Origin of the sequence: Rhodosalinus sp. K401 (assembly GCF_041365735.1) — a bacterium.
In the GTDB taxonomy this organism is placed as follows: Bacteria; Pseudomonadota; Alphaproteobacteria; order Rhodobacterales; family Rhodobacteraceae; genus Rhodosalinus.
In genome coordinates this window covers 77,773-97,708 of the sequence record NZ_JBGFSI010000003.1, presented here as the reverse complement: position 1 = coordinate 97,708, position 19,936 = coordinate 77,773, and the positions used below count along the sequence as shown (strand labels likewise).

Here is a 19,936-nt window from a genome sequence, read left to right as displayed (position 1 = left end):
TGCTGTCGCCAGCCAGCCCGGACGCCGGCACCATCTATTCGCGCGCCCGCAACACCTGGGCGGGTCGGGCTGCCAGCGGCCTCCAGGCGAAGGCCAGCGTCGCCAGAAGCGTCGCCAGAACCCCGCCGGCGACGATCCCGATGGCCGAGGGCCAGATCACCGCGAAGCGCGTCTCCATCACGAAATGGCTGACGGCCCAGCCGCCGCCGATCCCGGCCGCAAGCGCCACGCCCGCCGCCGCCGCGCCCAGCAGCGCGGCGCGCAGCGCAAAACTTTGCAGGATGCGCGCGCGGCCGGCGCCCAGCGTCTTGAGAACCGCCGCCTCGTAGGTGCGCGCGCCTTCGCCCGCGGCCGCCGCGCCGATCAGGACGAGAAAGCCCGTGAGCAGCGTGGCGGAGGCGCCCCAGGCCGTGGCCACCGCGATCCCCGCAAGCAGGTCCGAGACCCGGTCGATCGCGTCGCGCACCCGGATCGCCGTGATGTTGGGGAACTGCCCGGCAAGATCGCGCAGGATCGCGGCCTCGGCGTCGGGCTCGGCGTAGACCGTGGCGATGAAGCTGTGCGGCGCGGCCTCGAGCGCGGCGGGGTTCATCGACATGATGAAGCCGATGCCGGCGGTCGAGAAATCCACGACGCGCAGGTTGGCCACTTCGGCGGTGATGTCGCGCCCGAGGATGTTGACGGTGATGCTGTCGCCCACGGCGAGGCCGATCTCTTCCGCCTCCTCGGCGGCGAAGCTCACGAGCGGGGGCCCGGCGTACTCCTCCGGCCACCACGCCCCGGCGGTGATCACGGTGCCCTCGGGCGGCGTGGCGGAGTAGGTCACGCCGCGGTCGCCCTGGNGGCGCGGCCTCGAGCGCGGCGGGGTTCATCGACATGATGAAGCCGATGCCGGCGGTCGAGAAATCCACGACGCGCAGGTTGGCCACTTCGGCGGTGATGTCGCGCCCGAGGATGTTGACGGTGATGCTGTCGCCCACGGCGAGGCCGATCTCTTCCGCCTCCTCGGCGGCGAAGCTCACGAGCGGGGGCCCGGCGTACTCCTCCGGCCACCACGCCCCGGCGGTGATCACGGTGCCCTCGGGCGGCGTGGCGGAGTAGGTCACGCCGCGGTCGCCCTGGATCACCCAGTGATCGCCCGCGACCTCCCGTGCCGGCTGGCCCTCGATCCGGGTGATGATACCGCGGAGCATCGGCGCGCTTTCCACCGCGCTCACCGCCGGGTCGCCTTCGAGCCGCTCCTGGAAGGCGGGCATCTGGTCCTTCTGGATGTCCACGAAGAAGTAGCTCGGCGCCACCTCGGGCAGGTCGCGGGAGATCGCGGCGCGCAGATTGCCGTCGATCTGCCCCACCGCCGCGAGCACGGACAGGCCGAGCCCCAGCGACAGCACGACCGGCGTCGCGGCGGCGCGTGGGCCGCCGATCGCCCCTAGCGCCCAGCGCAGCGCCGGCCGTCCCCGCGCAAGCGGCGCGGCGCGGCGCGCGATCCAGCGGATCGCGAGCGCCGAGAGGGCCAGAAGCGCGAGCGCGCCGGCCAGCCCCGCGGCGGACCAGAGGGTGAGCGCCGTGGCCTCGGAGAACCACGCCGCAAGCCCGACGAGGAGCGCCACCAACGTCACCGTGATCCCCACATAGCGCCACGCCGGCAACAGCCGCGCGCCCTCCAGCGCGTCTCGGAAAAGCGTGGCGGCGCGCACCTCCTCCGTCCGCGCGAGCGGCCAAAGCGTGAAGATGAGCGCGGTCAGCGCGCCGTAAAGCGCGGCCTCGGCCAGCGGAGCGGGAAAGATCGTGAACCGTGCAGGCACCGGAAGCCGGGCCTCGATCAGCGGCGCGAGGGCGAGCGGAAGAAGCCCGCCGAGCGCGAGGCCGATGAGGATACCGAGAAGGGCCAGCGCGCCGATCTGCAGGAAGTAGACGCGGAAAACCGTCGCCCGGTCGGCGCCGAGCGTGCGCAGCGTAGCGATCACCCCGGTCTTGCCGGCGAGATAGGCGCGCACCGCCGCCGAGACCCCGATCCCGCCCACGGCGAGGCCCGACAGCCCCACGAGCACGAGGAAGGCGCCGAGACGGTCCACGAAGGCCGCGATTCCCGGCGCGCCGTTCCGGGCGTCGCGCCAGCGCAGCCCGCTCTCCTCGAAGCGCGATCGCGCATCGGCGGCAATGGCGTCGAGATCGGCCTCGTCCGGCAGATCCAGGCGGTACTTCGTGGAAAACAGCGTGCCCGCGGACAGAAGCTGCGAGTCCGCCAGCGCCCCCGTGCGCACCAGCGTGCGCGGGCCGAGACCGAACCCGTCGGCGGCCGCGTCGGGTTCGCGTTCGAGCAGGGCGGAAAGCACGAAGTCCTGCGTGCCGAGGCGGAAGACATCGCCCGGCGCAAGGCCCAGCCGGTCGGCGAGCACACGCTCCATGACCGCGCCGGGGCGCGCGCCGTCGCCCGCGAGCGCGGCGTCGAGGGACATGTCGGGCGACAGCGCGACGCTGCCGACCAGCGGGTAGGCGTCATCGACGGATTTCACCTGCGTCAGGGCGCGCTCCGTTTCCGCCCCGCGCTCGACGACCGCCATGGAGCGGAAATCGGTGACCTCGGAAATCTGCCGGGCCACGCCCTCCATCCAGGCCCGCTCCTCCTCGGTCGCGAACCGGTAGGTGAACTCGGCCTCGGCATCGCCGCCCAGAAGCACCGCGCCCTCTGCCGCGAGCCCCGCCTCGATCGCCGCGCGCACGCTGGCGACGGCCGCGATCGCCGCGACCCCGAGCGCGAGACAGGCGAGGAAGATCCTGAAACCGCGCAAGCCCCCGCGCAGTTCGCGCCGGGCAAGGCGTGCCGCGACCGGCCAGCTCATTCCGCGGCCCGGGCGCGGGCGGCGTCGGCCACACGCCCGTCGGCAAGATGCACCATCCGGTCGCAGCGCGCGGCAAGCTCTTCCGCGTGGGTCACGAGCACGAGCGTGGCGCCGTGCCGGTCGCGCAGGGCGAAAAGCATGTCGATGATCGCCTCCCCGTTGGCGCTGTCGAGGTTGCCCGTGGGCTCGTCGGCAAGCAGGATCTCGGGACGTGGCGCCGCGGCGCGGGCCAGAGCCACGCGCTGCTGCTCGCCCCCCGAGAGCTGGGAGGGGTAATGATCGGTGCGGTGGCCGAGCCCGACCGAGACGAGTTCGTCGCGCGCCCTGTCGAAGGCGTCTTTCGCGCCGGCGAGTTCGAGGGGCGTCGCGACGTTCTCGAGCGCGGTCATGGTGGGGATCAGGTGAAAGGACTGGAAGACCACACCCATGTGATCGCGCCGGAACCGGGCCAGCTGGTCCTCGTCCATCGTGGTGAGGTCGCGCCCCAGCGCCGTGACGCGACCGCCGGTGGCCCGCTCGAGGCCGCCCATCAGCATCAGGAGCGACGACTTGCCCGATCCGGAGGGACCGGCGAGGCCGAGGGTTTCGCCCCGCGCCACGTCGAGGGTGATTCCGTGGAGGATTTCCACCGGCCCGGCATTGCCCGCGAGCCTCAAGGTCACATCTTGGAGGTCGAGAACCGACTCAGTCATGCGCAAGGGTCCATTTCATGCTGCCAGCCTATCGATATGGGGTTCTTCACCGGGCGAGCAAGGCGGCCGCGGTGACACTGTTCTGCATCGCGGCGCCGTTCGCCGCGATGGCCGAAACTGTGATCGTCGCGCTTGGCGACAGCCTTACGCAGGGGTACGGGTTGCCGCAGGAGGCCGGCTTCGTGCCGCGGATGCAGGACTGGCTGGATGCGCGGGACGCCGATGTCCGGCTCGTGAATGCGGGCGTCTCGGGCGACACCACGGCGGGCGGGCTCGCCCGTGTCGAGTGGACGCTCACGCCCGAGGTGGACGGCATGATCGTCGCGCTCGGCGGCAACGATCTCCTGCGCGGCATCGACCCTGCGGTGAGCCGGAAGAACCTCGATGGGATCATCTCGGCTGCGCGGGCGCGCGAGCTGCCAGTGCTTCTGGTGGGCCTCGAGGCGTCCGGGAATTACGGGCCCGACTACAAGGCGGCCTTCGACGCGATGTATCCCGATCTCGCAAGGACATACGACACGCTCTACGTCGAAAGCTTCCTCGCGCCCATCCTGGAAGACGGCGACCCCTCCGCGGCGCGGCGTTTCCTTCAGCCCGACGGCATCCACCCGAATGCCGAAGGGGTGGCGCGCATTGTCGAGGCGCTTGGTCCGCGTGTCCTGATGCTCGCGGAACAGGCCGACGCCGCGGCGGAGGGCTGACGGCGCAAGCGGCATCCCATGCGCCGCGGCGCAAAAAATTTTTTGCGGACAAGGCCTTGAGGGGCGCAACTCCATCGCGTGCGGTATTGTGGATTGCGCGGCGCGGGTGGAGCCGTGCTTCCTTGGGGGTGCCTGTGGAAATATCGGAAAATGTAAAGAATTCCGGGGAAGCCACGCCTGAGCGACGTTCCATGTGCGGTTGCAGAGTATTCTTATGCGGCGGGCCGTTCCTGTCTGATATCTGTCCGTTCGGGCCCGGTCTTCAAATCGCCGTTCGGATCTCTAAGTATATCGAAAATGGAATACGAGGAGCCCGTTCCATGTCCACGCGCAAGCTTACCTGCCTCGCCTGCGGCCAGTTCAACCGGGTCACGGCGGAGCGTCCGGTGGCGGCCGCGAAATGCGGCACCTGCGGTGCCCGGCTGTTTCCGAAGAAACCGGCAGAGATCGACGCGAAGATCCTCGCCAAGGCGGCGCGCGCCGACGAGGTTCCGCTTGTCGTCGATTTCTGGGCGCCCTGGTGCGGGCCATGCCGCATGATGGCGCCCGAATTCGCGAAGGCGGCCGAGACGCTCAACGGCAGTGCGCGTTTCGCCAAGCTCAACACCCAGGACCATCCGGAGGCGAGCGCCCGCTACAACATACGCGGTATTCCCATGCTCGCGGCCTTCTCGGGCGGGCGGGAGCGCGGGCGGCAGGCCGGCGTGCAGCGTGCGGAGGCCATCACCGGCTGGGTGCGCGAACTGGCCTAATGCGCCCGGTCCGGGACCAGCAGGCTGCGTGAGAGATGCCGGGGCAAGCGTCGCAAGAGGGCGGCCATGATGTCGGCATACTCACGCTGCCCGCCCAGCATGCGCAGATAGTCGTGGCGCAATGTCCGGGAGTCACGGAAGGCGCGGATGAAGCCCGCTTTGAGGGGCGGCGCGTAGATGACGAGGCGCAGCGCCCGCGCGTGGCGAAGGGCGCCGTGTATCGGGCCGAGCGATTTCCGGTAAAGCGGCAGCGCTGTCTCCGGCCGGTCCTCGGCCAGGGCTGCCGTTGCGGCCTCGGCCGCCATCCGTCCGCTATCGATCGCGTGGGCGAGACCCTCCCCCGTTATCGGATCGACGAGCCCGGCGGCATCGCCTGCAAGCAGCACCCGACCGTGCCCCGGTATGCGCCGAAAAGCGCCGAAGGGCAGGAACGCCCCTTTCACCTTCTGCATGGAGGGATCGACGCCAAGGCCGCGCAGGTAGGTCTCGAGGGCCGCGCGCATCTCGGGGTTCCGCCCGTGCAGTCCCCCCACGCCGATCGTCGCGCTGCCCGATTTCGGGAAGTGCCAGCCATAGCCCCATTCCGCCGCGCCGAAGTCGATGCGGACCCGGTCGGGCGTGTCCTGCTCTGGCGGGGCCTCGACCTCCATCGCGAAGCCGACCTGGTGCGGGTCGTAGGCGCGGCCGAAGAGCGACCGGGCAGTGGTGCTCGCGACCCCGTCCGCGCCGATGAGGATGCGCCCCTCCAGCGTCGCGCCGCTGTCCAGTGTGACCCGGCATGTGCCGGGGTCGATGCCGGCAGGTTTCTGCCCGCTCCGGTCATCGGCGCCTGCGGCGATCGCCGTGCTTTGAAGATAGGTGTCGAAGGCCCGCCGCGTGGTAAGGTGGATCGGCGGCACGCCATCGACCGTCCCGAGAGAGGCGCCATGGGCATGGAATTCGAACGTGCCGCGCTCTTCGGCAAGGTGTCCGGGCAGGGGGTGGCCGAGCAACCTCTCGAGGGCGGCGGCGCATCGGCCGGTGATCCCGCCCCCGCAAAGCTTGTCGCGTGGGAAGCGGCGCTGGTCGATCAGGGCGACGGACATCCCGTGACGGGCCGCGGTGAGTGCGGCCGCCGCCCCTGCGGGCCCCGCGCCGATGACCAGGATGTCATAGTGTTCAACCGGGCGCGCGTCGCTCGCGGCCGCGCTCTGCGTCACGTTCCGTGTCGTCAACCGATCACTGGCCCGTTCGATGGACCGCCGCGTTGTCGCAGGACGGTTGCGAAGCCTTCATCGCATCCGTGCTTTCGGCGGTGTAATCGTCACGACAGAAGGGACGGGCAAGGAGCAGCACGGTCGCTGCTGCGCCTCCGAGAGCATAGATCGCGACGGCCGCCAGCCATCCCGCGCCGAAGGCCACGGCCGCGGCGCCAAGGAAAAGGCCGGCGAGGCTTCCGATCATCAGGGCAGCCAAGGCCATGTGGGACACTCCATCATCGATCGTGGTCAAGGTGGCACAGGAGCTCTTTACGTGAGGTTAACACCACTCTCACTACGGTTCGCATGCGTGGATCCCGCTTCCGTCAAAGCAGCACGGTGACCTTCGTTCCGATCGGAACGCGCTCATACAGGTCGATCACATGCGTGTTCAGCATTCGGATGCAGCCATTCGAAACCGACGTGCCGATGGTTCGTGGCGCGTTGGTCCCGTGGATGCGGTAGAAGGTGTCCCGCCCGTTCTGGAAGAGGTAGAGCGCTCTCGCCCCGAGCGGGTTCGCCGGCCCGCCGGGCTGGACGTAATCGTTGTCCTTGAAGCGGCCATAGGCGCGGGGGTCGCGCTCGATCATCTCGTCGGTCGGGCGCCATGTCGGCCACTCCTTCTTGACGTCGATCGTCGCGGTGCCGGTGAATTCCAGCCCCGCGCGCCCGACGCCCACGCCGTAGCGCAGCGCCGTCCGCGGCGCCGTGACGTAGTAGAGGAAGTGGCTCTTCGGCAGGATGAGGATCTGGCCCGGCGCGATATCCGCGCGGATGCGGACCTCCTGCGGAAGAAGGCGCGGGGAGAGCTGGACATCCTGGGCAAAGGCAGCGGCGGGCAGCGTCGCGGCGGCGGCGCTGGTGGCAAGGAATGAACGGCGCGTAAGCATTTCCATCACTCTTCGTTTGGCAGCAGACCCATGCGGTCAGTGTGCCCGGCCGACAGATTTTATCAACCTGAGAGACGGCGATTTCGTGTCATGAACGGGTCATAATTTGGCCAACCGCGCGACGCTGTTGCCCGAATGGCCCGTTTCGGCATCGGATCTGTCGGGAACGGTCCGTCGCGGCGAGGTTCGAACGTCCTCTGCGACCGCGGCGCGCGGGACGTCGCGGGCGGCGCTAGACGGGCGTCTCGTCGGCGATCCAGGCCAGGAAGTCGGCGTTGGCCTCCAGCGGCACGCGCAGGATCGGCGGGCAGTCGTAGGGGTGAAGGCGGCGTATCTCCGCCTCCGCGCGCTCGGCCAGCTCTGGCCGGGTCTTCAGAAGCAGCGGGATCTCGACGGTCCGCTCCACCGCGCCCTCCCAGCGGTAGAGGGAGGTGATAGGTGCATACCGTTTCGCACAGGCCGCGAGCCGCGCCAGGATGAGCCCCTCCGCGATGAGGTCCGCGGTCGCTTCGTCAGGGCAGTTGGTGAGGATGGCGAGCATCGGCATGGCGCCGAGTGTCCGAAGCGGGCGCGGGCGCGTCAAGTGGCGGATGCGCACGAAAAAGGACGCGGCGGATCCCTCCGCCGCGCCCCTTGCGATCCGGTCGGTCGCCGATCAGGCGAGGGACAGGTTCGTCGCCGACTCGCGGCCGTCGCGGCCGGATTCGACATCGTAGGTCACCTTCTGGTCGTCTGCGAGGCCGGTAAGGCCCGAACGCTCGACGGCCGAGATGTGGACGAACACGTCCTTGCCACCCGTATCGGGCGCGATGAAGCCGTAGCCTTTGGTGGTGTTGAACCATTTCACGGTGCCAGTAGCCATACCGTGGTCTCCTTCTTCATGTGCTGCCCGCGGTAGTGCGGCAGCCTGGCCTGTCTGTCCTGATCGAGACTGACGGCCGTGAAGCGAGACAGTGGTCGAGTAGGGATAGCGAAGCAGTGAAATATTTGGCATGTCGCCGCCGGAATTGCAAGGGGCAAGGGGCCATCCGGCGCCGGACGCGCGGCCTCTCGCGGCGGCGCTAGGGTGCGCGCAGGCCGGAGGGGCGAATGAAAAAGGGCGCGGCGGATCTCTCCGCCGCGCCCCCTTGCCGGATCGGTCGCCGGCTCAGGCGAGGGCGAGGTTCGACGCGGACTCGCGGCCGTCGCGGCCGGATTCCACATCGTAGGTCACCTTCTGGTCATCGGCGAGGCCGGTGAGGCCCGCACGCTCGACGGCTGAGATGTGGACGAAAACGTCCTTGCCGCCCGAAGCGGGCTGGATGAAGCCGAAGCCTTTGGTGGCGTTGAACCATTTCACGGTGCCATTGGCCATGTCCGTGGTCTCCTGTACTTAACGCTGCCCGCAGGATGCGGCAGCCTGGCGTCAGTCTTTCCGTATCGAGTACTGAGCGCCGGTGTTAAGGGAGACAGCTGGTCGAGGTGGATCACGTTTGCAGGATACCGCCTGACAGGTCTGCGGCGGGGTGGCAAGGGAAATCGGGGGCTGCTTGCGGTATTGCCACCTGAAACCGGTCAGGCAGGGCCGGGTTGAGACACCGGAGGCATGGCCGTTCACCACGGTTCACCTTGACATCCGGCACGGACGGTGGCCGTAGGGCGCGTGGTCGCACGCACCCGCCAAGCGGTTGCGGGGCGTTGGGGGCGGGTGCGTGCGAGCACGCACCCAGCCATTGGTTTAACTATGAGCGATTCGCTCATCGAAAAGCGTAAAAAGCAACTCATAGACGTTCGAAAGTGGTCTTGCGCTGCATTCTCGGTCAAGCCAATAGAACACTTGATTTGGCGTAAGCGGGCTCTTGTCAGGCGCGTTCCAGAATTCCTGATTAGACCCGAGTGCAAGTCCGTTAAGAAAGCCTTGCGCTGCATGCCCAAGCGCGACAGATCGTTCTGAATCGCGCGCATCAAGCCAGCTCCCACAGTTAAAGATGCCCTTCAAGTAGACTTGGCCATAAGCAAATTCTGGGAGGCTGATAACGAAAAATGCAAGTATGATCTTCTTCTGGAGCAACTGCAACTCCTTGCACATCGTTTTGGATGAGAATTTTAGTTGTTTATTTGCAATTCGGGTGCCTAGTAAACGCATTCCAATAGAAAGCTGAAGCAATTGACCCACTTCGGTTCTACCAAGTACGGTTCCGGACAGCGCTTCTGGATATCCTATTAATCCTCAAAGGCGTCGTCAAGATTTTCGTTGCACGTCCCGCTCTCAAGGGTGGGAGTGCGAACGCAAATGCGCGCAAAAATATGGGACATCCAAAACGGACATTCGTTTAAGAATTGCCGTATTGAAATGCATCTTCCTCGGGGCTGAGTGATTACTCAGTGCCTGCAGACTGCCAAGCTAGGCAAGCACGGCGGGCACATTCCATCCTACTCGCCCTACGGGCGGGTTCGAACGCGCCTACGCGTGGTTACGCGCAGTCCCCAGTGCAAAGAGAAAGCCATATCACCTCGCGAACTTCTTGTACTTGATCCGCTTCGGCTCCACCGCGTCGGGGCCGAGCCTGCGCTTCTTGTCTTCCTCGTAGGCCTCGAAGTTGCCCTCGAACCATTCGACATGCGCCTCGCCCTCGAAGGCCAGGATATGGGTGCAGATGCGGTCGAGGAAGAAGCGGTCGTGGGAAATCACCACGGCGCAGCCGGCGAAATCGGCGATGGCGTCCTCGAGGGCGCGGAGCGTCTCCACGTCGAGGTCGTTGGTGGGCTCGTCGAGCAGGAGCACGTTGCCCCCCTCCTTCAGGAGCTTCGCCATGTGCACGCGGTTGCGCTCACCCCCGGAGAGGAGCCCCACCTTCTTCTGCTGGTCGCCGCCCTTGAAGTTGAAGGCCCCGCAATAGGCGCGGGAGTTGATCTCGGCGTCGCCCAGGTGGATGACCTCGGCCCCGCCGCTGATCGCCTCCCAAACGGTGTGGTCGGGATCGAGCGCGTCGCGGCTCTGGTCGACATAGGCGAGCTTCACCGTGTCGCCGTAGTCGATCAGGCCCGCGTCGGGCTGCTCCTGCCCGGTGAGCATGCGGAACAGCGTTGTCTTGCCCGCGCCATTCGGGCCGATGACGCCCACGATGCCGCCCGGCGGGAGCGAGAAGGACAGATCCTCGATCAGCAGCTTGTCGCCATGCGCCTTGCGCAGCTGCTCGACCTCGATGACCTTTCCGCCGAGGCGCGGCCCGTTCGGGATGACGATCTGCGCGCGGCCCACGCGCTCGCGCTCGGACTGGCCGGCGAGCTGTTCGTAGGCCTGGATGCGGGCCTTCGACTTGGCCTGGCGCGCCTTCGCGCCCTGCCGGATCCATTCGAGCTCGCGCGCGAGGGTCTTCTGCTTGGCCTTGTCCTCGCGCGCCTCCTGCTCCAGCCGCTTGGCCTTCTGCTCCAGCCAGCTGGAATAGTTGCCCTCGTAGGGGATGCCGCGGCCGCGGTCGAGCTCGAGAATCCAGCCGGTGATGTCGTCGAGGAAGTAACGGTCGTGGGTGACGATCAGGATCGTGCCCTTGTAGGCGATGAGGTGGCTTTGCAGCCAGGCGATCGTCTCGGCGTCGAGGTGGTTCGTGGGCTCGTCGAGAAGCAGCATGTCGGGCTGCTCCAGCAGCAGCCGGCAGAGTGCGACGCGGCGCTTCTCGCCGCCCGACAGCGTGTCGGGCATGGCGTCGTCGGGCGGGCAGCGCAGCGCCTCCATCGCCACGTCCACCTGGCTGTCGAGATCCCAGAGGTTCTCGCTGTCGATCTCGTCCTGCAGTTGCGCCATCTCGTCTGCGGTCTCGTTGGAGTAGTTCATGGCGAGCTCGTTGAAGCGCTCGAGCTTGGCCTGCTTGGCCTTCACCCCCTCCATGACGTTGCCGCGCACGTTGAGATCCGGATCGAGGTCGGGTTCCTGGGGCAGGTAGCCCACCCGCGCGCCCTCGGCCGCCCAGGCCTCCCCGGTGAAGTCCGTGTCGATGCCCGCCATGATGCGCAGGAGCGTCGACTTGCCCGCGCCGTTCACGCCCACCACGCCGATCTTCACGCCGGGCAGGAAGTTCAGGCGGATGTTCTCGAAGGTCTTCTTGCCGCCCGGATAGGTCTTGGAGACGCCGTCCATGTGGTAGACGTACTGGTAGCTGGCCATCGGCTGCCTTTCCTTCGCGAAATCAGGGATGTTCCCGCCTTGATAGCCAAGCGCGGGCGGCGGGGCAATGCGATGTGCGGCCGTTGACAAGGGCGGGACACTCGTCTTCGCTGCCGCGGACCACGGGGGGAAAGGGCGATGATGCGGGCCGAGCTGGGGCTGCCGTCCGCGGCGGCCGGGCAACGGGTGGGCCTTCTGGGCGGCTCCTTCGACCCGCCGCATGCGGGCCACAGGCACATCTCGCGGGAGGCGCTCAAGCGTTTCGCGCTCGATCGGGTGTGGTGGCTCGTGAGCCCCGGCAACCCGCTCAAGGCGCACGGGCCCTCGCCGCTCGGCGCGCGCATGGCCGCGGCGCGGGCGCTGCTGGAGGATCCGCGGATCGCGGTGAGCGATTTCGAGGCGCGGGTCGGCACGCGCTACACCGCCGAGACGCTGATGAAGCTGCAAATTGCCTGCCCGGGCGTGCGTTTCGTCTGGCTGATGGGCGCGGACAACCTCGTTCAGTTCCACCGCTGGGAACGCTGGCGCCGGATCATGGACACCGTGCCCGTGGGGGTGCTGGCGCGACCGGGGCTCCGGATCCCGGCCCGGACGTCGGTGGCCGCGCGGGTCTACCGGCAGGCGCGGATCCCGGCATCGGAAAGCCGGCGCCTCGCCTCCGCGCAGGCCCCGGCCTGGTGTTTCATCAACGTCCCGATGCTCGACGTGAGTTCGAGCGCGATCCGTGCCGGGGGCGGCTGGAACGCGCGGCCGTGACGGTGTCGTCACGAGGCTTGCCCGGCGGGGAACAGAGGGGATAACCATGGGACATCAGGTGTCATTAAAGCGCAGGACGATGTCGGCGCGGGTTTCACGACGGATCTTTCTCGGCGGGTTGCTCTCCGGAACGGCAGGGGCGGCGCTGGCGTCGCCCCCCGCGGCATCGCTGCGCCCCGTCGCGCGCGGCACGAACCTTCGGGCGCTTGCGGTCCCCGAGGCGGAGACCCTCGTCGGCGATGCGAAACTGGGCGGGCGCGTCGCGTTCGCCGTGGCGGACCTTGCGAGCGGCGAGCTTCTGGAAGCGCGGGGGGAGGAGACGGCCCTTCCGCCCGCGAGCGTCGCCAAGGCCGTGACGGCGCTTTACGTCCTCGACGCGCTCGGTGCCGCGCACCGGTTCACCACGCGCCTGCTTGCCACGGGCGAACTGCGCGACGGCGTGATCGACGGCGACCTTGTGCTCGCCGGTGGCGGCGACCCGACGCTCGACACGGATGCCCTCGCCGAGCTTGCAAAGCGGCTGAAATCCGCCGGGGTGCGCGAGGTGCGCGGAGGCTTCCGCGTCTGGGGTGGCGCGCTGCCCTTCGAGCGGGCGATCGATCCCGGCCAGCCGGATCACGTCGGCTACAACCCGGCCGTTTCCGGGCTCAACCTCAATTTCAACCGGGTCCATTTCGAGTGGCGCCCGTCGGGGGGCAGCTACCGGGTGACGATGGATGCGCGATCGGCGCTCTATCGCCCCGAGGTGCAGGTGGCGCGCATGGCCGTGACGGTGCGCGACGGGCCCGTCTACACCTACGAGGACAGCGACGGGCGCGACAACTGGACCGTGGCGCGCGGCGCTTTGGGCAATGGCGGCGCGCGCTGGTTGCCGGTCCGAAAGCCCGAGCTCTACGCGGGCGAGGTGTTCCAGACCTTCGCCGGCGCCCACGGCATCCGCCTCGGCGCGCCCGAACCCGTTCGCGCGGTGCCGCCGGACGCCGCCGAGCTCGCGGCCTGGGAGAGCGCGCCGCTCGGCGAGATCGTGGCCGACATGCTGCGCTACTCCACCAATCTCACCGCGGAGGTGGTGGGCATGGCGGCCACGGCGGCGCGCGGCGGATCTGTCCCGTCGCTCGCGGTGTCCGCCCGCGAGATGAGCCGCTGGGCCGGCCAGCGCCTCGGCATGCCGCGCGCGCGCTTCGTGGACCATTCGGGGCTTGGCGATGCCTCCCGCGTGAGCGCGGCCGAGATGGTGGCCGCGCTGGCGGCGGCGGGCCGGGCCGAGACGCTGAAGCCGATCCTGAAGGAGGTCACGCTGCGCGACGCGCAGGGCCGGCCGGTGCGGAGCGCGGCGCTCAACGTGCGGGCGAAGACCGGCACGCTTCATTTCGTCAGCGCGCTTGCGGGGTATGTCAGCGCGCCCGGGGGACGAGAGCTTGCCTTCGCGATCTTCACCGCCGACACCGAGCGGCGCGCGGGGCTGACGCGTGCGCAGCTCGAGCGGCCAGAGGGGGCGCGGGGGTGGAACGGGCGCTCCCGGCGCTTGCAACAGGCGCTGATCGAGCGCTGGGGCACGGTTTACGCGGCCTGAGCCTCACAGGGAGCGCTAGGGCCGGATCTCGATCAGCGTTTCGCTCTTGCCGACCTCCTTCACCAGCTCGAAAAGCTGGCGCGCGTTCTCGGGGTGCAGCCGGACGCACCCGGCCGACGCGGGCGCGCCCAGCGCACCGACCTGCGTCGTTCCGTGTATCGCGTAATTGCCGCTGAAGAAGATCGACCAGGGCATCGGCGCCCCGTCGTAAAGGGTGGACCGGTGATCCCTGACGAGCGTCTGCGGCACGAACAGCCCCGTCGGCGTGACCTTGCCGCTGCGCGCCGTGGACACGGGCCAGTCGGCGATGCCGACACCCGCGCGCCGTACCTCCATCCTCTGGTCGGAGAGGTCGATCAGGACGGAAAGCTCGGCAGCGGCCAGCCAGCCGGGCGCGGCCAGCAGCGCAAGCGCCGCCGCGACACGCCGCGCGTGGCGGCCGGCGCTCATGCCGGCATGTGCCGGGCCCGCGCCCCCCGTTCGATCGCGGCCGCGTGCAGTCGGTCGATATCGAGCTCGTAGCGGATCTCTTCGAGAAGGCGCAACTCGGGCTCGTGCAGCAGTCCGTCCGCCGCGCCCACGTCGCAGGCGAGCGCGTAGGCGGTTTCGAAGAGGCGCTCCGGCAGGTTCTCGCGCACAAGCCCGAAGAGCGCGTCGAGCCCGTCCTCCTGTTCGAACAGATCGAAGACGAGCTGGGCGACCGCGTTCATGCGGTCGATGTCGTAGGCCGCGAAGACGGGCAGGTTGTTGACGGCGGTCTGGATCTTCACGAGTTCCGCGGTGCGGATGTCCTCGTCGCTGGCCGAGACCGCGATCATGAGCGCCACGAGGCAGTCCTGCGGGCTGATGGGGTGGGGCGCGGCGTTGGTCATCTCTTGTCCTTCGAGGCTGCGTCGCGGCGAGATTATTGACCTCTCCGCGGGGCGGCAATAGGAACCGGCCGTCCGTGCCGTTGCGCGGCCCCCAGCCGGAGATCCCCCATGGACGAGATGCGCGACGCCGCGATGAAAGCGAAGGCCTGGCCGTTCGAGGAGGCGCGCCGGCTGCTTCAGCGATATGGCGACGCGCCGCCGGAAAAGGGCCATGTCCTGTTCGAGACGGGATATGGCCCCTCGGGCCTGCCGCATATCGGCACCTTCGGCGAGGTCGCGCGCACGACGATGATCCGCCGCGCCTTCGAGGTGATCTCGGACATTCCCACGCGGCTCATCTGTTTCTCGGACGACATGGACGGGATGCGGAAGGTGCCGGACAACGTGCCCGACCCGGACCAGCTGCGGGAGCATCTGCAAAAGCCGCTCACCGACGTGCCGGACCCTTTCGGCACGCATGAGAGCTTCGGGCACCACAACAACGCGATGCTGCGCCGCTTCCTCGACGCCTTCGGCTTCGAGTACGAGTTCTACTCCGCGACCGAGTTCTACCGGTCGGGCCAGTTCGACGACATCCTGCTGCGCGCGGCGGAGCGTTACGACGACCTGATGGCCGTGATGCTCAAGACGCTCCGGGACGAGCGCCGTCAGACCTACTCGATCTTCCTGCCGCTCCACCCCGAGACGGGGCGCGTGCTTTACGTGCCGATCCGCCATGTGGATGCGAAGAACGGCACCGTCACCTTCGACGACGAGTCGGGCCGCGAGTGGACCGTGCCGGTGACCGGCGGGAACGTGAAGCTGCAGTGGAAGCCAGATTTCGGCGCGCGCTGGGCCGCGCTCGACGTCGATTTCGAGATGTACGGCAAGGATCATTCGACCAACACGCCGGTCTACGATCGCATCTGCGAGATCCTCGGCGGCCGGAAGCCCGAGCATTTCACCTACGAACTCTTCCTCGACGAGAACGGCGAGAAGATCTCGAAGTCGAAGGGCAACGGGCTCACGATCGACGAATGGCTGACCTACGCCTCCACGGAGTCGCTCAGCTACTTCATGTACCAGAAGCCGAAGACGGCGAAGCGGCTCTTCTTCGACGTGATCCCGCGCGCGGTGGACGAGTATCACCAGCAGCTCCGCGCCTACCCGGACCAGGCGGCCGAGCAGCGGCTCGCCAACCCCGTCTTCCACATCCATGGCGGCCAGGTGCCCGAAAGCGGGATGGTGGTGCCCTTCTCGATGCTTCTCAACCTCGCCTCCGTCTCGGCCGCCGATGACAAGGAGACCCTCTGGGGTTTCATCCGCCGCTACGCCCCCGAGGCCAGTCCCGAGAGCCACCCGGACCTCGACGCAGCCGCGGGCTACGCCGTGCGCTACTACAACGATTTCGTGAAGCCCTCGAAGGTCTACCGCCTGCCCACGGAGCTCGAGCGCGAGGCGCTGGAAGAGTTGCGCGACGGCCTGAAGGCCTGGCAGGGCGGGGCCGACCCGGAGGAGCTGCAGAGCCTGGTCTTCGCGGTGGGGCGGGACCGGTTCGATCCGCTGCGCGGCTGGTTCAAGGCGCTCTACGAGGTGCTTCTCGGGGCAAGCCAGGGTCCGCGGTTCGGGGGGTTCATCGCGCTCTACGGCGTGGACGAGACGGCGGCGCTGATCGACAGGGCGCTCGCGGGCGATCTCGCGCAAGGCGTCTGAGCGCGCCCGCCGCGTTGATCGGCGCACGCTCCGGTTTACCTTTGGGTAAAGAAGGAGGATCCGATGCGCCAGCTTCTCGCCGCTTTCGCGACCACGCTCTGCCTCGCCACCGCTGCCCCCGCCGACGAAAGCGCGGCGCCGGCGGTGCAGGGCACCATCCAGAGCCAGATCGACGCCTTCCTCGCGGATGATTTCGAACGCGCCTTCACCTTCGCGAGTCCCGGCGTCCAGGGGATCTTCCGGACGCCGGAGAACTTCGGGCGCATGGTGCGCGACGGCTACCCGATGGTCTGGCGGCCCGAGAGCGTGCGCTTTCTGGACCTGCGCGAGATTTCGGGCGCGCTGTGGCAGAAAGTGCTGATCGAGGACGCCGAGGGCGCGACGCATCTGCTCGACTACCGGATGGAGTCCGACGAGGCGGGCAACTGGCGCATCGACGGCGTGCGGATCCTGCGCGCGCCCGACCTGTCGGTCTGAGCCTTCACCCTTCGCGGCGGGCGATCTCCCACCACGCCACGATCCGTTTCGCCGCCGCTGCGGGCTTCTCCGCGAAGAACCGCGCGCCGAGCGCGAAGGCCTCGCGCTCCAGCATGCCGATCCGCCGGTCGACGTGAGCGGACAGGGCGCGCGATGCCTCGGGGTCGAGGCGCGGCGCATTCCCGGAGCCCAGATACTCCATGTAGAGGGCGAGATCGTGGTGATCGCCCAGGAGGTCGGACAGGCGCTTGGCCTCCGCCGCCCTCGGCGCCATCTGCGCGGGCCAGCCCCGTTCGAGCAGGCAGCAATGGTGCCAGTGATACTTCGCGCGCTTGCGCCATTCGTGCATCACGGCGACCGTCGGCGCCGCAAGGGCCTTTTCGTGGGCGCGTGCCGCCCGCTTCCAGGTCAGGGCAAGGCCCTTTTCCAGGACCTTCACCGGATCGCCCTCGACGCGCCAGTCAGCGATCCGCGTCGCGAGCGCCTCGAGCTGCGCGCGGTGGGTGTCGCCGATCCGCACATCCACGGCCGACCTGGCACGGGTGAGCTGCGCGCGGACCGGGGCGAAGCCGTGCTTCTCGTCGCCCACGTCGCGCATCAGCGCGTCATGCGTCTCCACCAGCGCCTCCAGGTCGCGCAGGCCCGACAGCGATCGCGCGAAATCCCGGATCGCGGCGTTCTCCTGCCCGTAATCCGTGAATCCGGGCCGGACGAGGCGGATCAGGCCGCGCAGTTTCTTGCACCGCTTGCGCAGATCGTGGACCGCCTCGTGCGGATCGGATGCGTCATCGGACGCCGCGCGCCGTGCGCGGCGCACCTGATCCGCGGCCACCCTTCTCAGTTCAGCGCCGAGATCGCGCGCGCTGGGTTTGAACCGGAACGCCATTCTGCCCGTCTCTCCGTTGCCTGCCTCGGTCTCCACCGTAACGCTGGTCTCGCCCGGCGTTAAGCCTGCCCCGCTACCACCCCGCGCGCCGGAGCGGACCGGCGGATGCGAGACGGGGCAGATCATGAACAAGGCGATTACCGAAGGCGCGGCTCTGATGCCGCCATCTTTCGAGGCCGGGCTGGAAAGCTGGTCGTCCGGAGACGGGACACCGGGGTCCGACAGCTACGCGAATGATCCGGGCGCGGCGTTCGTTGCCGCCGACCAGGATTTCGCGGGCTGCCTCGAACTTGTGAAGGCAACGGCCACGCAGAAGCTGCGCTACATGGGGCAGACGCCGCTGCTCGATGGCACTTACCTCCGCGTACGGGCGCGGGTGAAGGCGGTTTCGGGCCCGCTTCCCTCGGTGCGCATCGCGGGCTGGCCAGGCGACGCCTTCGGCGCGCCGGTGCCGGGGCTGGTCGTGACGGGGCCGGAGGTGGCGCTCGAAAGCTACGGCAAGGTGGTCACGGTCTCGGCGATCGTGGGCCCCGGCGCGCGGGGCGGCGTGGACATGGTCTGGGGACGCGCGCCCGCCTACGGCCATTTCGGGCTCGACCTCACGGGGCCCACGGGCGGGGTTGTGCGCATCGACGACATAGAGATCGAGGACGTCACCTCCGTCTTCCTGCGGGACATGCTGAGCGTGGTGGACGTGCGCGATTATGGCGCACGGGGCGACGGCGCGACGGACGACACCGACGCGTTCGAGGTGGCCGACGCCGCGGCGGCGGGGCGGCGGCTGCTCGTGCCCGCCGGGACCTATCGGCTGGCGCGGTCGCTGACCCTAGCCTCGCGCGTGGATTTCGAGGGCACGCTGTCGATGCCCGACGATGCGATCCTGTCGCTCACCGCGCGGTTCGACCTGCCGCTCTATATCGACGCCTTCGGCGACGAGGAACGCGGCTTCCGCAAGGCGTTCCAGGCGCTTCTGAACAACGCCGACCACGAATCGCTCGACATGGGCGGGCGGCGCGTTTCGGTGACGGGGCCGATCGACCTCGCCGCCGCGGTGCCCAATCGGGAAAGCTACGCCCAGCGCCGCGAGATTCGGAACGGGCAGTTCTACGCCGAGGGCGAGGCGGCCTGGGAGACCGAGGCGGTCACCGCGCAGGCGAGCTACGATCCCGCCGACCCGCGGCGGCTTACCGGCGTGACGAACGCCGCCAACGTGCCCGTGGGCGCGCTGGTGGAGGGCGCGGGCGTGGGGCGCGAGATCTACGTGGTCTCGAAGAACGTGGCGGCGCAGGAGCTCACGATCACCGATCCGCTCTGGGGCGCGGCCGGAACGCAGACCTACACCTTCCGCCGCTTCCGCTACCTGCTCGATTTCAGCGGGTTCGGCCGGCTCGACAAGTTCGGGATGACCGACATCGAATTCCAGTGCAACGGCATGGCGAGCGGGATCCTGCTGGCGCCGACGGGGGTGGGGTTCCGGCTCGAGAACTGCTTCTTCACGCGCCCGAAGCACCGCGGCATCACCTCTGCCGGGCAGGGCTGCCAGGGGATGCTGGTGGATCGCTGCCAGTTCCTGACGGACGAGAACGACAGGCCCGCGCAGGACCGCGTGTCGATCGCGCTCAACGCCAACGCCAACGACGTGAAGCTTCGCAACAACCGCTCGACGCAGTTTCGCCATTTCGCGGTGCTCGCCGGGGCCAACAACGTCATCTCCGGCAACCATTTCTTCCAGGGTGATTCGGTCTCGGGCGGGCTGCGGATGGCGGGGCTCGCTCTGTTGCGGCCGAACGTCACCACGACGATCGTGGGCAACTACGTGGACAACTGCTTCATCGAGTGGACCAACGAGCGCGACCCGGAGCCCGCCTTCACTGGGGGCTTCGGCTTCTCCGCGCTCAGCGTCACTAACAACATCTTCCTGTCGGGAGACGTGGCGCCCTGGTTTTCCTACCTGGTGCTCCGGCCGCACGGGCCGGGGCACTTCGTCCATGGTCTCAACGTCACCGGCAACCTCTTCCGCTCGCTCAACGGGCGGATCGATCGGGTGGACCGGATCGACACGAGTTTCGCGGAGATGGACATGGGGCGGATGCGTAACGTCACCGTGGCCGCCAATGCCTTCAACAACGTGGACGTGGCGATCGAGAATCCGCTGCGCCTTACCCATGCGGAGAACAGCGCCTCGGACACCTGGACAATCGACGGCGCGCCGCGCCTGCCCTTCGGCGGCTGGGCGCGTGCCGTGGAGTCCGTGATCCCGCGCGGTTCCATCACGAACGCATCGGGCGGCGAGGTCTTCGCCCTGCCGCATGTCGAGGTGGAGGAGGGGCCGAGTCGCGATCAGGTTCGCCTTGGCTGGCCGGAGCCGGTGCACGGGGCGGTCACGCTCCTGATGCGGATGGACAACGAAACCTGAGCGG

General features: G+C 68.5%; 19 protein-coding genes and 2 pseudogenes. 7 read left to right on the top strand and 14 right to left on the bottom strand.

What is annotated here, in order from left to right; translation table 11 throughout:
- Positions 1 to 34 precede the first annotated feature (34 nt).
- The 3 genes and pseudogenes from AB6A66_RS04745 to AB6A66_RS04735 form a co-directional block, all read right to left on the bottom strand.
- A pseudogene (locus AB6A66_RS04745) lies at positions 35 to 841 on the bottom strand (ABC transporter permease); the annotation flags it as partial.
- A 10-nt stretch (positions 842 to 851) separates the two neighbouring features.
- Positions 852 to 2,843: pseudogene (locus AB6A66_RS04740) on the bottom strand (ABC transporter permease); the annotation flags it as partial.
- Positions 2,840 to 3,535, bottom strand: a complete 696-nt coding sequence (locus AB6A66_RS04735; protein ID WP_371037351.1) for an ABC transporter ATP-binding protein — start codon at positions 3,533 to 3,535, stop codon at positions 2,840 to 2,842. The gene AB6A66_RS04735 and the pseudogene AB6A66_RS04740, both read right to left, overlap by 4 nt.
- A gap of 17 nt (positions 3,536 to 3,552) precedes the next feature.
- Here AB6A66_RS04735 and AB6A66_RS04730 point away from each other — a divergent pair, with 17 nt between their 5' ends.
- Together AB6A66_RS04730 and AB6A66_RS04725 are read left to right on the top strand one after the other, a co-directional pair.
- Positions 3,553 to 4,236, top strand: a complete 684-nt coding sequence (locus AB6A66_RS04730; RefSeq protein WP_371037350.1) for an arylesterase — start codon at positions 3,553 to 3,555, stop codon at positions 4,234 to 4,236.
- A gap of 320 nt (positions 4,237 to 4,556) precedes the next feature.
- Positions 4,557 to 4,988, top strand: coding sequence for a thioredoxin family protein (locus tag AB6A66_RS04725; RefSeq protein WP_371037349.1), 432 nt, complete (start codon positions 4,557 to 4,559; stop codon positions 4,986 to 4,988).
- Here the strand turns inward: AB6A66_RS04725 and AB6A66_RS04720 are convergent.
- The 8 genes from AB6A66_RS04720 to ettA form a co-directional block, all read right to left on the bottom strand.
- Positions 4,985 to 6,187, bottom strand: a complete 1,203-nt coding sequence (locus tag AB6A66_RS04720; protein ID WP_371054983.1) for a geranylgeranyl reductase family protein — start codon at positions 6,185 to 6,187, stop codon at positions 4,985 to 4,987. The two genes, AB6A66_RS04725 and AB6A66_RS04720, sit on opposite strands and share 4 nt — an antisense overlap.
- A gap of 19 nt (positions 6,188 to 6,206) precedes the next feature.
- Entirely contained in the window at positions 6,207 to 6,449 is a 243-nt protein-coding gene (locus AB6A66_RS04715) for a hypothetical protein (protein WP_371037347.1), read from the bottom strand.
- A 103-nt stretch (positions 6,450 to 6,552) separates the two neighbouring features.
- Complete coding sequence (locus AB6A66_RS04710) at positions 6,553 to 7,116, bottom strand: L,D-transpeptidase (RefSeq protein ID WP_371055155.1); 564 nt, start codon at positions 7,114 to 7,116, stop codon at positions 6,553 to 6,555.
- A 232-nt stretch (positions 7,117 to 7,348) separates the two neighbouring features.
- The gene (gene cutA, locus AB6A66_RS04705) at positions 7,349 to 7,663 is read right to left on the bottom strand and encodes a divalent-cation tolerance protein CutA (RefSeq protein WP_371054982.1); all 315 of its coding nucleotides are present in this window, start codon (positions 7,661 to 7,663) and stop codon (positions 7,349 to 7,351) included.
- Positions 7,664 to 7,771: 108 nt separating this feature from the next.
- Positions 7,772 to 7,978, bottom strand: a complete 207-nt coding sequence (locus AB6A66_RS04700) for a cold-shock protein (protein WP_371037345.1) — start codon at positions 7,976 to 7,978, stop codon at positions 7,772 to 7,774.
- Positions 7,979 to 8,263: 285 nt separating this feature from the next.
- Entirely contained in the window at positions 8,264 to 8,470 is a 207-nt protein-coding gene (locus AB6A66_RS04695) for a cold-shock protein (RefSeq protein ID WP_371037344.1), read from the bottom strand.
- A 363-nt stretch (positions 8,471 to 8,833) separates the two neighbouring features.
- On the bottom strand, positions 8,834 to 9,166 hold the full coding sequence (locus tag AB6A66_RS04690; protein WP_371054981.1) for a hypothetical protein: 333 nt from the start codon (positions 9,164 to 9,166) through the stop codon (positions 8,834 to 8,836).
- A gap of 438 nt (positions 9,167 to 9,604) precedes the next feature.
- Complete coding sequence (ettA, locus tag AB6A66_RS04685) at positions 9,605 to 11,260, bottom strand: energy-dependent translational throttle protein EttA (protein WP_371054980.1); 1,656 nt, start codon at positions 11,258 to 11,260, stop codon at positions 9,605 to 9,607.
- Between the two features lie 141 nt (positions 11,261 to 11,401).
- On the opposite strand from ettA, the gene AB6A66_RS04680 reads away from it, so the two are divergent.
- Positions 11,402 to 12,016, top strand: coding sequence for a nicotinate-nucleotide adenylyltransferase (locus tag AB6A66_RS04680; protein WP_371055154.1), 615 nt, complete (start codon positions 11,402 to 11,404; stop codon positions 12,014 to 12,016).
- Positions 12,017 to 12,095: 79 nt separating this feature from the next.
- On the top strand, positions 12,096 to 13,589 hold the full coding sequence (dacB, locus tag AB6A66_RS04675; protein WP_371054979.1) for a D-alanyl-D-alanine carboxypeptidase/D-alanyl-D-alanine-endopeptidase: 1,494 nt from the start codon (positions 12,096 to 12,098) through the stop codon (positions 13,587 to 13,589).
- A 15-nt stretch (positions 13,590 to 13,604) separates the two neighbouring features.
- On the opposite strand, the gene AB6A66_RS04670 is transcribed toward dacB, so the two are convergent.
- Both AB6A66_RS04670 and AB6A66_RS04665 read right to left on the bottom strand, forming a co-directional pair.
- Complete coding sequence (locus tag AB6A66_RS04670) at positions 13,605 to 14,039, bottom strand: L,D-transpeptidase (protein WP_371054978.1); 435 nt, start codon at positions 14,037 to 14,039, stop codon at positions 13,605 to 13,607.
- Positions 14,036 to 14,461, bottom strand: a complete 426-nt coding sequence (locus AB6A66_RS04665) for a tellurite resistance TerB family protein (RefSeq protein ID WP_371037339.1) — start codon at positions 14,459 to 14,461, stop codon at positions 14,036 to 14,038. The genes AB6A66_RS04670 and AB6A66_RS04665 overlap by 4 nt, the downstream gene beginning before the upstream one ends.
- 108 nt (positions 14,462 to 14,569) lie before the next feature.
- Here AB6A66_RS04665 and AB6A66_RS04660 point away from each other — a divergent pair, with 108 nt between their 5' ends.
- A complete protein-coding gene (locus tag AB6A66_RS04660) occupies positions 14,570 to 16,153 on the top strand; it encodes a lysine--tRNA ligase (protein ID WP_371054977.1) in 1,584 nt (527 codons plus the stop codon).
- A 63-nt stretch (positions 16,154 to 16,216) separates the two neighbouring features.
- Positions 16,217 to 16,630 (top strand): DUF4864 domain-containing protein, encoded by a 414-nt coding sequence (locus AB6A66_RS04655; protein WP_371054976.1) that lies wholly within the window; start codon positions 16,217 to 16,219, stop codon positions 16,628 to 16,630.
- A gap of 4 nt (positions 16,631 to 16,634) precedes the next feature.
- Here AB6A66_RS04655 and AB6A66_RS04650 read toward each other — a convergent pair whose 3' ends face one another.
- On the bottom strand, positions 16,635 to 17,516 hold the full coding sequence (locus AB6A66_RS04650; protein WP_371054975.1) for a CHAD domain-containing protein: 882 nt from the start codon (positions 17,514 to 17,516) through the stop codon (positions 16,635 to 16,637).
- Positions 17,517 to 17,640: 124 nt separating this feature from the next.
- On the opposite strand from AB6A66_RS04650, the gene AB6A66_RS04645 reads away from it, so the two are divergent.
- The gene (locus AB6A66_RS04645) at positions 17,641 to 19,932 is read left to right on the top strand and encodes a glycosyl hydrolase family 28-related protein (RefSeq protein ID WP_371054974.1); all 2,292 of its coding nucleotides are present in this window, start codon (positions 17,641 to 17,643) and stop codon (positions 19,930 to 19,932) included.
- The last annotated feature ends 4 nt before the right edge of the window (positions 19,933 to 19,936 follow it).